This is a genomic window from Kitasatospora sp. NPDC088391, from assembly GCF_044753345.1.
GTDB lineage: Bacteria > Actinomycetota > Actinomycetes > Streptomycetales > Streptomycetaceae > Kitasatospora.
In genome coordinates, this window is record NZ_JBIVNB010000003.1 from 385452 (window position 1) to 399440 (window position 13989).

The 13989-nt window shown below is 73.7% G+C and carries 14 protein-coding genes and 2 tRNA genes; 6 read left to right on the forward strand and 10 right to left on the reverse strand.

Features of this window, described 5'->3' with window-relative positions:
* Positions 1-95 precede the first annotated feature (95 nt).
* Both ACIQBJ_RS10430 and ACIQBJ_RS10435 read left to right on the forward strand, forming a co-directional pair.
* A complete protein-coding gene (locus tag ACIQBJ_RS10430) occupies positions 96-1634 on the forward strand; it encodes a N,N-dimethylformamidase beta subunit family domain-containing protein (RefSeq protein ID WP_400706799.1) in 1539 nt (512 codons plus the stop codon).
* A 60-nt stretch (positions 1635-1694) separates the two neighbouring features.
* Complete coding sequence (locus ACIQBJ_RS10435) at positions 1695-2594, forward strand: phosphoribosylaminoimidazolesuccinocarboxamide synthase (protein WP_400706802.1); 900 nt, start codon at positions 1695-1697, stop codon at positions 2592-2594.
* Positions 2595-2635: 41 nt separating this feature from the next.
* Here ACIQBJ_RS10435 and ACIQBJ_RS10440 read toward each other — a convergent pair whose 3' ends face one another.
* The 7 genes from ACIQBJ_RS10440 to ACIQBJ_RS10470 form a co-directional block, all read right to left on the reverse strand.
* Entirely contained in the window at positions 2636-3250 is a 615-nt protein-coding gene (locus ACIQBJ_RS10440; RefSeq protein ID WP_400706805.1) for a response regulator, read from the reverse strand.
* Positions 3247-4491 carry a sensor histidine kinase gene (locus tag ACIQBJ_RS10445; protein WP_400706808.1) on the reverse strand — a complete coding sequence of 415 codons (1245 nt, stop codon included), beginning with the start codon at positions 4489-4491 and terminating at the stop codon, positions 3247-3249. Before ACIQBJ_RS10445 ends, ACIQBJ_RS10440 begins: the two co-directional genes overlap by 4 nt.
* 41 nt (positions 4492-4532) lie before the next feature.
* Positions 4533-5354 (reverse strand): ABC transporter permease, encoded by an 822-nt coding sequence (locus ACIQBJ_RS10450; RefSeq protein WP_400706811.1) that lies wholly within the window; start codon positions 5352-5354, stop codon positions 4533-4535.
* Entirely contained in the window at positions 5351-6352 is a 1002-nt protein-coding gene (locus ACIQBJ_RS10455) for an ABC transporter ATP-binding protein (protein ID WP_400706814.1), read from the reverse strand. The genes ACIQBJ_RS10450 and ACIQBJ_RS10455 overlap by 4 nt, the downstream gene beginning before the upstream one ends.
* A 202-nt stretch (positions 6353-6554) precedes the next feature.
* A tRNA-Gly gene (locus tag ACIQBJ_RS10460) sits at positions 6555-6630 on the reverse strand.
* Positions 6631-6673: 43 nt separating this feature from the next.
* Positions 6674-6746 (reverse strand) — tRNA-Gly (locus ACIQBJ_RS10465).
* Positions 6747-6897: 151 nt separating this feature from the next.
* A complete protein-coding gene (locus ACIQBJ_RS10470) occupies positions 6898-7215 on the reverse strand; it encodes an Lsr2 family protein (RefSeq protein ID WP_033214256.1) in 318 nt (105 codons plus the stop codon).
* A 421-nt stretch (positions 7216-7636) separates the two neighbouring features.
* On the opposite strand from ACIQBJ_RS10470, the gene purS reads away from it, so the two are divergent.
* From purS to ACIQBJ_RS10490, 4 genes are all read left to right on the forward strand, one after another.
* Positions 7637-7891 (forward strand): phosphoribosylformylglycinamidine synthase subunit PurS, encoded by a 255-nt coding sequence (gene purS, locus ACIQBJ_RS10475; protein ID WP_033250393.1) that lies wholly within the window; start codon positions 7637-7639, stop codon positions 7889-7891.
* Positions 7888-8565 (forward strand): phosphoribosylformylglycinamidine synthase subunit PurQ, encoded by a 678-nt coding sequence (purQ, locus tag ACIQBJ_RS10480; RefSeq protein WP_400706818.1) that lies wholly within the window; start codon positions 7888-7890, stop codon positions 8563-8565. Before purS ends, purQ begins: the two co-directional genes overlap by 4 nt.
* Positions 8565-10820, forward strand: coding sequence for a phosphoribosylformylglycinamidine synthase subunit PurL (gene purL / locus ACIQBJ_RS10485; RefSeq protein WP_400706821.1), 2256 nt, complete (start codon positions 8565-8567; stop codon positions 10818-10820). The genes purQ and purL overlap by 1 nt, the downstream gene beginning before the upstream one ends.
* Before the next feature lie 78 nt (positions 10821-10898).
* Positions 10899-11711 (forward strand): sterol carrier family protein, encoded by an 813-nt coding sequence (locus ACIQBJ_RS10490; RefSeq protein WP_400706824.1) that lies wholly within the window; start codon positions 10899-10901, stop codon positions 11709-11711.
* A 3-nt stretch (positions 11712-11714) separates the two neighbouring features.
* Here ACIQBJ_RS10490 and ACIQBJ_RS10495 read toward each other — a convergent pair whose 3' ends face one another.
* The 3 genes from ACIQBJ_RS10495 to ACIQBJ_RS10505 are packed head-to-tail and all read right to left on the reverse strand — an operon-like array spanning position 11715 to position 13970.
* Positions 11715-12581: a nucleic acid/nucleotide deaminase domain-containing protein gene (locus tag ACIQBJ_RS10495; RefSeq protein ID WP_400706827.1), complete on the reverse strand. Its 867-nt coding sequence runs from the start codon at positions 12579-12581 to the stop codon at positions 11715-11717.
* A gap of 17 nt (positions 12582-12598) precedes the next feature.
* Positions 12599-13273: an SUKH-4 family immunity protein gene (locus ACIQBJ_RS10500; protein WP_400706830.1), complete on the reverse strand. Its 675-nt coding sequence runs from the start codon at positions 13271-13273 to the stop codon at positions 12599-12601.
* Between the two features lie 4 nt (positions 13274-13277).
* A complete protein-coding gene (locus ACIQBJ_RS10505; protein WP_400706833.1) occupies positions 13278-13970 on the reverse strand; it encodes an SUKH-4 family immunity protein in 693 nt (230 codons plus the stop codon).
* Positions 13971-13989 lie beyond the last annotated feature (19 nt).

The window sequence follows — 13989 nt, forward strand, 5'->3', positions numbered from 1 at the left end:
CGCTCCGCCAGCAAACTGTGGTGTGCTGGACGACACGCACATCCGCATGGCAAATGCCAAACCCTCGGCGGGGGTGCGAAGGGTGGGGAGGGCGTGTGGGGACGGAGTCCAACCGCCGGTGGGAGTCCGGCACGCTGGCGCACGGGGTCTCCGACCCGTTCGGGCAGGGCCCGCTGCCCTGGCTGCGCAGCCCGGACCACTACCTGGCGGACGGCGAGGGCGCGGTGCCCTGGTACGTCAGCGTGGACGCCCCCGGGCAGCGGCCGATCGACGCCCGGCCGCCGCGGCCCGCGGTGAGCGGGCCGCGCAACGCGGACGACGTCCGCCGGCAGATCAAGGGCTTCGCCTCGGCCTGTGTGGTGCGGCCCGGCGGCGCGGTGGACTTCCGGGTCACGGTGAACCCGCCGCAGGAGTTCCAGGTCGACGTCTACCGGATCGGCCACGACGGCGGCGACGGCGCCCGGCAGGTCTCCTCCAGCCCGCTGATCTCCGGCCTGGCCCAGCCCGCGCCGATGGTCGCCGACCGGACGGTCTCCTGCCACCACTGGTGGCAGTCCTGGCGGCTGCAGGTCCCGGCCGACTGGCGCCCCGGCGCGTACGTCGCCGTGCTGACCACCGCCGACGGCGGGCACCGCAGCCACATCCCGTTCACGGTGCGGGACTTCGCCCCGGCCGACCTGCTGCTGGTGCTGCCCGACGTGACCTGGCAGGCGTACAACCTGTTCCCCGAGGACGGGCACCTCGGGGCCAGCCTCTACCACGCCTGGGACGACGCGGGCCGGCTGGTCGGCGAGGCGCAGGCGGCGGTCACCGTCTCCTTCGACCGGCCGCACGCCGGGGCCGGGCTGCCGCTGCACGTCGGCCACGCCTACGACTTCATCCGGTGGGCCGAGCGCTACGGCTACGACCTGGGCTACGCCACCGCCACCGACCTGCACGCCGGGCTGGTCGACACCTCCCGGTACAAGGCGCTGGTCTTCCCCGGGCACGACGAGTACTGGTCGGAGCCGATGCGCCGGGCCGTCGAGCGGGCCCGGGACGGCGGCACCTCGCTGGTGTTCCTCTCCGCGAACAGCGTGTACTGGCGGGTCGAGCTGTCGTCGGGGCCGAACGGCGAGCCGTACCGGCTGCTGAACTGCCGCAAGCGGCAGCGGACGGCCGCCGACCACCCGGCGGCCGGGGTGCCCGGCGCGGCCTCCGCGCTGTGGCGGGACGCCGGGGAGCCCGAGCAGCACCTGCTGGGCATCCAGTACGCGGGCAGCGTGCCCGCGCCGGTGCCGCTGGTCGCCCGCAACACCGGGCACTGGCTCTGGCAGGGCACCGGCCTGGCCGAGGGCGAGGGGCTGCCCGGGCTGGTGGCCGGCGAGGCCGACCGCTACTACCCGAAGGTCGCGCTGCCCGCCTACCGGGAGCGGACGCTGCTCGCGCACTCCCCGTACCGGGACGCCGCCGGGCGGCTCACCCACCAGGAGACCTCGCTGTACCGGGCGCCCAGCGGGGCGTACGTGTTCGCCGCCGGGACGTTCGCCTGGTCACCCGCGCTGGACCGGCCCGGGCACACCGACGAGCGCATCCAGCGGGCCACCGCGAACCTGCTGGACCACCTGTGCAAGGAGGGGCGCGCCGGGGCCTGACCGGCCCGGCATGAAAGACTTCCCCGCGGCAGAGCCCCCAGCTGTGAGGACTTAACGACCGTGAGCGGATTCGTCACCAAGCCCGAGCCGGTCCAGGTGCCCGGCCTGGTCCACCTGCACACCGGCAAGGTGCGCGACCTGTACCGGGCCAGCAACGGCGACCTGGTGATGGTGGCCAGCGACCGGACCTCCGCCTACGACTGGGTGCTGCCCAACGAGATCCCGGACAAGGGCCGGGTCCTCACCCAGCTGTCGCTCTGGTGGTTCGACCGGATCGCCGACATCGTCCCCAACCACGTGCTCTCCACCGAGCTGCCGGCCGGCGCGCCCGCCGACTGGGCCGGCCGGACGCTGATCTGCCGCAGCCTCGACATGGTGCCGGTGGAGTGCGTGGCCCGCGGCTACCTGGCCGGCTCCGGCCTGGAGGAGTACCGGGTCTCCCGCACCGTGTGCGGGATCGCGCTGCCCGAGGGCCTGGACAACAGCTCGGAGCTGCCCGCGCCGATCTACACCCCGGCGCTCAAGGCCGAGGTCGGCGAGCACGACGAGAACGTGCCCTACGAGGAGACCGCCCGCCGGGTCGGCGCCGAACTCGCCGCCACCCTGCGGCAGACCACCCTCGCGGTGTACTCCCGGGCCCGCGACATCGCCCGCGAGCGCGGCCTGATCCTGGCCGACACCAAGTTCGAGTTCGGCCTGCTGGACGGCGAGCTGGTGATCGGCGACGAGGTGCTCACCCCCGACTCCTCGCGCTTCTGGCCCGCCGACGCCTGGGAGCCCGGCCGCGACCAGCCGTCCTTCGACAAGCAGATCATCCGCGACTGGCTGACCTCGCCCGCCTCCGGTTGGGACCGCAGGAGCGAGAACCCGCCGCCGGAGCTGCCCGCCGAGATCGTCGAGCACACCCGGCAGCGCTACATCGAGGCGTACGAGAAGCTCACCGGCCTGAGCTGGCAGTGACCGGCCGGCCGTGACCGCGCCCGGCCGGCTGTGACGGGCCGTCACAGCCAGCCGTGCTCGCGGGCGATCCGGACCGCCGCGTGGCGGTTCTCCGCGCCGAGCTTGCCCGCCGCCGCGGACAGGTAGTTGCGCACCGTGCCCGGCGAGAGCGCGGCCCGCTCGGCGATCTCGGCGATCGGGGAGCCGTCCGCGGCCAGCTCCAGCACGTCCGTCTCGCGCGGCGTCAGCGGGGAGTCGCCCGCGCTGATCGCCTCCGCGGCCAGCTCCGGGTCCACGTAGCGGCCGCCCGCCCGGACGGTGCGGATGATCCCGGCCAGGTCGGAGGCGGAGACCGTCTTCGGCAGGAAGCCGCGCACCCCGACCTCCAGGGCCCGCTTCAGGTAGCCCGGGCGGCCGTGCCCGGTCACGATCATCACCCGGCACTCCGGCAGCCGGTGGCGCAGCTCGGCGGCCACCTCCAGGCCGTCCAGGCCCGGCATCTGCAGGTCCAGCACCGCGACGTCCGGGCGGTGCGCGGCCGCCATCGCCAGCGCCTCCGGGCCGGACGCCGCCTCGGCCACCACCGCGAGGTCGTCCTCCAGCGCCAGCAGGGCGGCCAGCGCGCCGCGGATCAGGTGCTCGTCGTCGGCGAGCAGTACCCGCACCCGGTCGGTCATGAAGTGAATTCCCTTGCCGTGAGAGGAAGTTCGGCGGTCAGTCGGAACCGCCCGGGGTCGTGGCCGGCGGTGGCCAGGGTGCCGCCGTGGGCGGCCAGCCGCTCGCCCAGGCCGCGCAGGCCGCTGCCCGCGCCCTCCGCGCGCGGCGCCGGGACGGCGGGCACGCCGTCGTTCTCCACCTCCAGCACCGCCGTGCCGCCCGACACCCGCAGCCGGAACCGGCAGTTCGCGGCCTCCGAGTGGCGCAGCACGTTGGTCGCCGCCTCCCGGACCACCCAGCCCAGCACCGCCTGCGCCCCGGCGGGCAGCGTGTCCGCGCCGGACAGCTCGGTGCGGCAGTCCACGTTCGCGGCCCGCAGCACCGCGGCCGCGCCGATCAGCTCGGTGTGCAGCTCCACCGTCCGGTAGCCGCGCACCACTTCGCGGACCTCGCGCTGCGAGTCCTGGGCGATCCGCTGCACCTCGGTCATCTGGTCCACCGCCTCGGGCCGCTGACGGCGCGCCAGCTGCACCGCCAGCTCGCTCTTCAGCGCGATGGTCGCCAGGTTGCGGCCCAGCACGTCGTGCAGGTCGCGGGAGAACCGCAGCCGCTCCTCGGCGACCGCGAGGCGGGCCTGGGCCTCCCGGGCCTCGTCCAGCTCCCAGACCACCTTCGCGGTCCAGGCCGAGCAGCGCACCGTCGTGCAGGCCGTGCCCCCGCCGATCAGGCAGCCCGCCGCCATCCCCGCCACCCCGGCCGGGGGGACGCCCGTCAGCAGCAGCGGCACCGCGAGCAGCGCCAGCACGCCCAGCGCGCCCAGTGCCGCCTCGCGGATCGTGGCGCCGAGGGAGGCCGCCGTGATCCAGAAGGTCACCGTCGTCACCGCCACCGTCACCGGGAAGACCGAGCCCTGCTCCGACAGCGGCGGCGAGGTGGACATCGCGGCCAGCGCCAGCCCCACCGCGAACGCCCCCGAGGACAGCAGCCAGCGGTCCGGGCGGGGGCGGCGGCCCAGGAAGGCCGCCAGACCCACCCGGTACAGCACCGCGTTCAGGGCCGAGGCCACCAGCACGCCCGCCATCAGCAGCCAGCGTCCCGCCGAGGGCCCCGGCCGCCCGGCCTGCCCGACCACCCCGCCGAGCAGGAGCAGCGGCTGCACCGCCGCCACCAGGTACAGCGACCAGCGCACGTACAGCTCGGTGCGCTGCGGCTTGGACAGCGCCCGCCAGCGCCGCAGCGGCCCCGGCCTGTTCACCCGCACGTCCGGGTCCCCCTTCCTGCCTCCTGACGACTCCGGCGAATCTAGCGCCGGGGCTCCCAGCGGAACCAGCGGCGGGTGGCCCAGAGCGCGGCGGCGCCCCAGCCGACGGCCAGCAGCAGCGCCGGACCGGCCGTCGACCAGGTCGCGGCGAAGCCCTCGGACGGGCCGACGCCGTCGGTGCCGAACCAGCCGATCCGCACCAGTTGGAGCGCCGGGGTGGTCGGCAGCAGCCGGCAGAGGTCCGCCACGCCGTCCGGCATCGACTCCAGCGGGACCAGCAGGCCGGAGCCGAACTGGGCCGCCAGCATCAGCGGCAGGGTGGTGATGCCGGCCGTCTCGACGGTCCGGGTGACCGCGCTGGACAGCGCGGCGAGCGCGGTCAGCAGGACGCCGGACAGCGCCAGGCCGAGCAGCACCAGCAGCGGGTTGGCGGGGGTGCGCAGGTTCAGCACGGCGGCGCCGACGGCCCCGAGCAGCAGGCACTGGACCAGGGCCAGCAGGATCGACGGGACGGCGGTGCCGAACAGGATCTCGGTGTCGGTGGCCTCGCCGGTCCGCAGCCGCTTGAGCACCAGGTCGTTGCGGCGGGCGGTGTAGGCGCTGGTCAGGTTGGTGTAGACGACGACCAGCAGCACGATGCCCATCGAGCCGGTGACCAGGTTGGTGTCCACGTCCAGGCCGGGGGTGTGCTCGGCGGCGGCCCGCAGGATCGAGCGGAGCGAGCCGACCAGGACGAACGGCAGCACCAGGGCGACGAACACGGCAGTGCGGTTGCGGCGCAGCAGGGTGGTCTCGGCCCGGCCGAGGGCGAGCAGGCGGCCCAGCGGCGTGGTGGTGGCGGGGGCGGTGGTCGCGGTGCTCATGCGGCACTTCCGAGGGTCGTGGGGCGGACGGGGGTGCTGCCGGCTCCGGTGTCGGTGCCGGAGTCGGCCGCGATGGCCAGGAAGGCTTCCTCCAGCGAGGCGCTGCGGGCGTCCAGCCGGTCCAGCACGACCCGGTGGCGGGCGGCCCAGCCGAGCAGCTCGGTCAGGGTGCCCTGCAGGTCGGCGGTGTGCAGGGTGACCCGGCGGCCGTCGATCACCGGCTCGGCGCCGGGCAGCACCGGGAGGTCCAGGCCGGCGTGCGGGCCGGTGCGCTCGGGCAGTTCGAAGCCGATCCGGGCCGGGTGGCCGGCCAGCACCTCGGCGACCGTGCCGGTCACCCGGACCCGGCCGTGGTGCATGATCGCCAGCCGGTCGGCGAGCTCCTCGGCCTCCTCCAGGTAGTGCGTGGTGAGCAGCACGGTGGTGCCGCCCGCCCGCAGTTCGCGGATCAGCCGCCAGACCGCGGCCCGGGCCTCCGGGTCCAGGCCGGTGCTGGGCTCGTCCAGGAACAGCACCTCGGGCCGGCCGAGCAGGGCCATCGCCAGGTCGAGGCGGCGGCGCTCGCCGCCGGACAGCTGCTTGACCCGCACCCCGCGCCGGGGCAGCAGGCCGACCAGGTCGAGCGCCCGGTCGACCTCGCGGGCGCCGGAGGTCAGCCCGGCCCAGCAGCGGCCGGTCTCGGCGACGGTCAGCTCCCCGGGGAAGCCGCCCTCCTGCAGCATGATGCCGATCCGCGGGCGGAGCGCCGCCCGCTCCCGGGCCGGGTCGAGGCCGAGCACCCGGACCTCGCCCGCGGTCGGCGCGGCCAGGCCCTCCAGCACCTCCAGGGTGGAGGTCTTGCCGGCCCCGTTGGTGCCCAGCAGGGCGAACAGCTCGCCGCGGGCGACGGTGAGGTCCAGGCCGCGGACGGCCTCGAACCCGGCGGCGCCGGACGGCCCGTAGCGGCGGTGCAGCCCGCGGGCCTCGACGGCGGGGCGGGAACGGCTGGTGTCGGTCATGACTCCAGCCTCCCGGCGGCCGGGGCCCGCCAGTAGTGCGGACCGTCACCGGGCACCGGTGCGGTGCCACGGGTCGGCGGTGACAAATGTCAGGGGTCGGGGGAGCGGCATCGGGACAGCGGGGTCGGGGAAGCGCCGTCGGGGAGCACCGCAGGAGCCCGGAAACGCCGAAGGCCCCCTCGGTCGAGGGGGCCTTCGGTCCTGGAGCGGACGACGAGATTCGAACTCGCGACCCTCACCTTGGCAAGGTGATGCTCTACCAACTGAGCCACGTCCGCACGCATATGCACTTATGGAAAACAGCTGTTCACGCTAGCTGCGAGCGGACGACGAGATTCGAACTCGCGACCCTCACCTTGGCAAGGTGATGCTCTACCAACTGAGCCACGTCCGCACGGTGCTTGCACACCGGCCGCCCCGTTCGGGTTTCCCCGGTTGCGGCGACAAGAAGAACTCTACAACATCGATCGGGATGTTCGCCCCACCCTTCCCCGGCGGTGCGGCCGGGGAAGGTCGGTGGGGCGGCAACAGCCCGCCGGCGTACGTCAGTTGTTCTCGGCGAAAGCCTCGTACACGTGCTTCGGGATGCGGCCGCGGGCGGGGAGCTCGTGCCCGTTCGACTGGGCCCAGGCGCGCACCGCGGCCGGGTCCGGAGTGAGCGCCGTGCGGCGGAAGGACTTCCCGCTGCGGCTCTGCCGGCGGCCGGCGGCGACGAACGGGGCGAGGGCCTCCCGCAGCTTTTCCGCGTTGTCGGCGGACAGGTCGATCTCGTAGGACTTCCCGTCCACACCGAAGTGGACGGTTTCTGCGGCGGTGCCGCCGTCCAGATCGTCGGAGAGCGTGACGACTACACGCTGAGCCATGGGTGTCAATCCTCTCGGGCAATTTCGGCCGTCGGGGTCTCGGATGCCTGCGGCCGGCTGGGCAGGGACCGCGGCATCCGCCGGCGGGCAGGGGAGCCCCACGCCGAGATGCGGCGCGTTCGGCTGCCGGTCGCCCTATTCTGCACCCGGAGGCAGGTGAAATCGAAGACTTGGGGATTTCTTTTTTCCGGATATTCACGGGCCTCCCTCCGAACCCGAAAACCGGCCCGTTGCAGACGGGATTAAACCGGCGAAATCGGATACGGCCGGCCGGTCGCCGCCGGCCCGGACGGGGTCGGAACCCCTGCCGCGTAAGGGGCGTTGGTCTACGCGCGTTACCCTTCCCGGCCCGCAGAACGCCCCTCCCGTCCGGGTAGTCTGAAGGTCCCCCGCCTGAACGCAATCACCACCGGGAGTGCCAGTGGCACGCGTCGTAGTCGACGTCATGCTCAAGCCGGAGATCCTCGACCCCCAGGGCCAGGCGGTGCAGCGTGCACTGCCGCGCCTCGGATTCGCCGGGATCGCCGACGTCCGCCAGGGCAAGCGTTTCGAACTGGAGCTGGAGGGCCCGGTCGACGACGCCGCGCTCGCCCGTATCCGCGAGGCCGCCGAGACCTTCCTGGCCAACACCGTGATCGAGGACTTCACCGTCCGCGTCGAGGAGGAGGGGAAGTGACCACCCGGGTAGGCGTCGTCACTTTCCCCGGCTCCCTCGACGACCGCGACGCCCAGCGCGCGGTCCGCCTGGCCGGCGCCGAGCCGGTCGCCCTCTGGCACCGCGACAAGGACCTCCACCAGGTCGACGCCGTGGTCCTCCCCGGCGGATTCTCCTACGGGGACTATCTGCGCTGCGGTGCGATCTCCCGCTTCTCCCCGGTGATGGACACCGTCATCGAGCAGGCGAAGCTGGGAATGCCGGTCCTCGGTATCTGCAACGGCTTCCAGGTGCTGTGCGAATCGCACCTGCTGCCCGGCGCGCTCACCCGCAACGACTCGCTGCACTTCATCTGCCGCGACCAGAAGCTGCGGATCGAGAACGCGGAGACCGCCTGGACCCGGGATTACTCGGCCGGCCAGGAAATCGTCGTTCCGCTGAAGAACGGCGAAGGCCGCTTCGTCGCCGACGAGCACGTGCTCGACGAGCTGGAGGCGGAGGGCCGCGTGGTGGCCCGGTACCTCGATCTGAACCCGAACGGTTCGTACCGCGACATCGCCGGCATCACCAACGCGGCCGGCAATGTCGTCGGCCTGATGCCGCACCCGGAGCACGCCGTGGAGCCGCTCACCGGTCCGACCACCGAGGGCCTGGGCTTCTTCACTTCCGTCCTGAAGCAGCTGGTGAACGCCTGATGAGCCTCGACACCGTCAAGAACGCCGAGCAGACCCCGGACTCCGAGCAGCCCTGGGCCGAACTCGGCCTCAAGCAGGACGAGTACGCGCGCATCCGGGAGATCCTGGGCCGCCGTCCGACCGGCGCCGAACTGGCCATGTACTCCGTGATGTGGTCGGAGCACTGCTCCTACAAGAGCTCCAAGGTGCACCTCAAGCAGTTCGGCGAGAAGGCGCCCGAGAACGACGCCATGCTCGTCGGCATCGGCGAGAACGCCGGTGTGGTCGACGTCGGCCAGGGCTACGCGGTCACCTTCAAGGTCGAGTCGCACAACCACCCGTCCTACATCGAGCCCTACCAGGGCGCGGCCACCGGCATCGGCGGCATCGTGCGCGACATCCTGGCGATGGGCGCCCGCCCGGTCGCCGTGATGGACCCGCTGCGCTTCGGCGCCCCGGACCACCCCGACACCCGCCGGGTGCTGCCCGGGATCGTCGCGGGCATCGGCGGCTACGGCAACTGCCTGGGCCTGCCGAACATCGGCGGCGAGGTCGTCTTCGACTCCTGCTACCAGGGCAACCCGCTGGTCAACGCGCTCTGCGTGGGCGTGATGAAGCACGAGGACATCCACCTCGCGCAGGCCTCCGGCCCCGGCAACAAGGTCATCCTGTACGGAGCCCGCACCGGTGGCGACGGCATCGGCGGCGTCTCGGTGCTCGCCTCGGAGACCTTCGACGCGACCGGCCCGGCCAAGCGCCCCGCCGTCCAGGTCGGCGACCCGTTCCAGGAGAAGCTCCTGATCGAGTGCACGCTGGAGATCTTCAAGGAAGACCTCGTCGCGGGCATCCAGGACCTCGGCGGCGCCGGCCTCTCCTGCGCCACCTCGGAGCTGGCCTCGGCCGGCACCGGCGGCATGCGGATCGAGCTGGACACCGTGCCGCTGCGCGACCACACGCTCTCGCCCGAGGAGATCCTCATGAGCGAGTCGCAGGAGCGCATGTGCGCCATCGTCGAGCCCGGCAAGGTCGACCGCTTCCTGGAGATCTGCGAGAAGTGGGACGTCATCGCCACCGTCATCGGCGAGGTGACCGACGGCGAGCGCCTGGAGATCTTCTGGCACGGTGAGCTGGTCGTCGACGTGCCGCCGCGCACCGTCGCCCACGAGGGCCCGACGTACCACCGTCCGTTCGCCCGCCCGTCCTGGCAGGACGCCCTGCAGGCCGACGCGCCGACCGCCGACCGCCTCGCCCGCCCGGCGAACGGCGCGGAGCTGAAGGACGCGCTGCTGAAGGTCGCCGGCTCGCCGAACCAAGCCTCCAAGGCGTGGATCACCGACCAGTACGACCGCTACGTGCTGGGCAACACGGTGCTCGCCACCCCCGAGGACTCCGGCATGATCCGGATCGACGAGGAGACCAACCTCGGCGTCTCGGTCGCCACCGACGGCAACGGCCGCTACACCAAGCTGGACCCGTACACCGGCGCCCAGCTGGCCCTCGCCGAGGCGTACCGCAACGTCGCGGCAGGCGGCGCCAAGCCGCTCGCGGTCTCCGACTGCCTCAACTTCGGCTCCCCCGAGGACCCGGACGTGATGTGGCAGTTCGCCGAGGCCACCCGCGGCCTGGCCGACGCCTGCCAGGTGCTCGGCACCCCGGTCACCGGCGGCAACGTCTCGCTGTACAACCAGACCGGCGACGTCGCCATCCACCCGACCCCCGTGGTCGCGGTGCTCGGCGTCATCGACGACGTCACCCGGCGCACCCCGGTCGGCTTCGCCGAAGAGGGCCAGCTGCTCTACCTGCTCGGCGACACCGCCGACGAACTGGGCGGCTCCGCCTGGTCGCAGGTCGTGCACGACCACCTCGGCGGCCTGCCGCCCAAGGTGGACCTGGAGCGCGAGCGGCTGCTCGGCGAGATCCTGATCGCCGCCTCCCGCGACGGCATGGTCGACGCCGCGCACGACCTCTCCGACGGCGGCCTCGCGCAGGCCCTGGTGGAGAGCTGCCTCAAGGGCGGCAACGGCGCCCGGGTGATCGTGCCCGAGGGCCTCGACCCGTTCGTGTTCCTGTTCTCCGAGTCCGCCGGTCGCGCCGTGGTGGCCGTCCCGCGCAGCGAGGAGCTCCGGTTCAACGACATGTGCGGCGCCCGCGGCCTGCCGGCCACCCGGATCGGCGTGGTCGACGGCGACGTGCTGGAGGTCCAGGGCCAGTTCACCGCCACCCTGGCCGAGCTGCGCGACGCCCACACCGGCGTCATCGAGGCGCTGCTCGCCTGACGGTCCGTCAACCCGGCGGGCGGCCGGTTCCGGTGAAACCCGGAGCCGCCGCCCGCCGGTGTTTTGTACGCTGCGGGCATGCCTACCGCGAAGCCCCGAACCTACGACCCGGTGAAGGTGCGCGCCGCGCTCACCGGGCAGCTCGACGCGATCTCCGCCGCCGTCCGGGACCTGGACGACGGGCAACTGGCCCGGCCCACCCGGCTGGGGGAGTGGCGGGTGCGCGAACTCGTCGCCCACCTCGGCATGGTGGCCAGCTGGGTGCCGCTGCACCTGCACGACCCGCTGCCGCCGCGGGCCCCGATCACGCCGCTGTACTGGGCCTCGCAGACCCGCACCGCGGCCGCCGTCATCGACGCCACCGCGGTCGAGCTGGTGGTCGAGCAGTTCGCCGGGGACGCCGCCCAGGTGTCCGGCGAACTCGACCGGCAGATCGGCGAGTTGTGGAAGGCGCTGGACGGCCCGGAGGGCCGGGAGCCGGGCCGGGTGATCCCGATGCGGTTCGGGCCGATGCCGCTGGCCGACTTCCTGGTCACCCGGCTGGTGGAGACCGTGGTGCACGCCGACGACCTGGCCGACGCGCTGGGCCTCGCCGAGTTCCCGCACGACAGGTTCGCGCTGGCCTCCGCGGCCCGGCTGCTCGCCGACGCCTTCGCCGCCCAGGCGCCGGGAGGCGCCGTCGAGCTGCGGGTCCCGCCGTACGCGGTGGTGCAGGCCGTCGAGGGCCCCCGGCACACCCGGGGCACCCCGCCGAACGTGGTGGAGACCGACCCGCTGACCTGGGTCCGGCTCGCCACCGGGCGGGTGGCCTGGGCCTCGGTGCTGGACGTCGCGCTCAGCGCGAGCGGCGAGCGCAGCGACCTCTCCGGGTACCTGCCGGTGCTGGGCTGAGCGCTACTTCCCCTCGGTGAGCGCGGCGGCCAACTCGCGGACGCCCGCCTCGCGTTCGGCCGCCGTGTCACCGTAGTCGTAGCTGTGGCTGAACTCGGCGGCCGGGAAGGTCCGGGCCATCCACACGCTGCAGTAGTGGCCCGGCATGAAGCAGGCCTGCAGCTCGGTGTAGACCTCCAGCACGTCCTCCGGGGCGAGGCCGGCCGCCGAGAGCCGGTGCCACAGCGCCTCCTCGGCGTGCAGGGCGAGCGAGCCGTCGGCGGTGACGATCTGCGGCTCGCCGTCCCGGCCGCGCACCTTGAACGCCGCGTACCCGGGCACGCCCCGGGTGTGCCGGACGTCCTCCAGCACCCGCGGCCACCACTGCTCGTCGCTCTCGAACGCGCGCAGGTCGGTGCCGCGCATCCGGCTCTCCGCCGCCGAGAACAGCCGGAAGACCTCGTCCGGGTTCCCGGCCGCGCCCAACGCCCGCAGGTTGTCGTCCAGTTCGCACAGGTTGTCGAGGAACGCGGCCAGGCCGCCGTTCACCGGCACCGACGGCCCCTGGAAGGTCACGTACACCGCCCAGACCCGGCCCTGCCCGTCCAGGCACAGCTCCGCGCCCCGGTCGTTGCCGAGCCTCGCCCACCCCGCCTCCGGCCGGTCGTCCACCGCGAGGCCCACCCCGCGGGCCCAGTCGGCGAGCCGCAGCGGCTCCTCCTCACGGGCGGCACTGAAGTACGGCCCCACCTGCAGCGGCACTCCGGCGGAGGCCAGCAGCGCGACCGCCTCCGCCGGCGCGGCGGTGCCGGCGAACTCGGCGGGTGCGGGGCGACGCAGGCCGGACGGGCCGAAGCGGTCGAGCAGGCGCTGGGTGAGGTCGGTGGTCATGGCTCCGTCGTTTCGGTTCAGTAGCCGTGCTGGAAGTCGTGCAGGATGTCCTGCCAGACCGGTTGGTCGAGCAGGTCGGGTTCGATGGCGCGCAGTCCGGCGGTCAGTCCGGCGAGGACGTCCTCCAGCGCCGGCAGCCGGTCCAGGAACTCGGGGTCCACGTCCTCCCCGGTGTCGAAGACCGGGGGGTGCAGTTCGGCGAACTCCGGGAGGTGGGCGCGGCACCATTCGATGGTGTCCGGGTCCATCTGGTCCGCCATGACCGCCAGTTCCCGCCCGCCGAAAGCGAGTTGGCAGCGGGCCAGCGAGTGCAGGCTGCGGTGGGCAGGGCGGCCGTCGACGGTCGGCGGCCGGTGCACGCCGAGGGCGTACACCTCGCCGGTGGCGCCGTCGAGGGCGAAGGTGCCCGAGCCGTAGTGGCCGACCACCACCATGCCGGCGCCGTCGTCCGGCAGGCCGGGCCAGTAGTGGGTGGGGCCTTCCGGCGCGCAGTCCTCGGGCAGGCCGCGCAGCAGTGGGCCGTGCGGCCGGATCATGGCGCCGGGCGCGTCGATCAGGCCGATTCCGCTGAGGAAGGCGCGGGCGGCGGGGTCGGCGACGGCGGCGGGCAGTTCCGTCTCGGGGACGCGGCGGAGCCCGTCGGCGCCGTAGACCTGCTCCAGCTCGGCGCGGCTGACGGGTGGTGGCGTCATCGGGTCAGTAGCCGTAGCGGAATTCGTGCAGGATGTTCTGCCAGACCGGCTGGTCGAGCAGGCCGGGTTCGACCGCGCGCAGTTTGGCGGACAGTTCGTCGAAGACCTCGTCGTCGCTCGGCAGTTCGAGGTCGGGGTCCTCCTCGTACCCGTCCTCGTCCAGGGCGGCGGGGTACAGCTCGGCGAATTCCGGCAGGTGGGCCCGGCACCAGTCGATGTCCTCCGGGTCCAGCCGGGCGACGGCCGTCCACATCTCCCGTCCGCCGAAGGCGAGTTGGCAGCGGGCCAGCGAGTGCAGGCTGCGGTGGGCGGGGCGGCCGTCGACGGTCGGCGGCTGGTGCGCGCCGAGGGCGTACACCTCGCCGGTGGCGCCGTCGAGGGCGAAGGTGCCCGCGATGGAGGAGCCGATCACCACCATGGCGGCGCCGTCGTCCGGCAGGCCGGGCCAGTGCTGGGCGGGGCTCTCCGGCGCGCACGCCTCGGGCAGGCCGACGAGCAGCGGCTCCACGGGGTAGACGATCGCGCTGGGCGCGTCCGGCAGGCCGATCCCGCTGAGGAAGGCGCGGGCGGCCGGGTCGGTGATGACGGCGGGCAGCTCGGCCTCGGGGACGCGGCGGAGCCCGTCGACGCCGTAGACCTGCTCCAGTTCGGCGCGGGTGACGGGTCGAACCGGAGGCAGGGGCACGGCGGAGGTCATGTGGCCACCCTAACTCGGG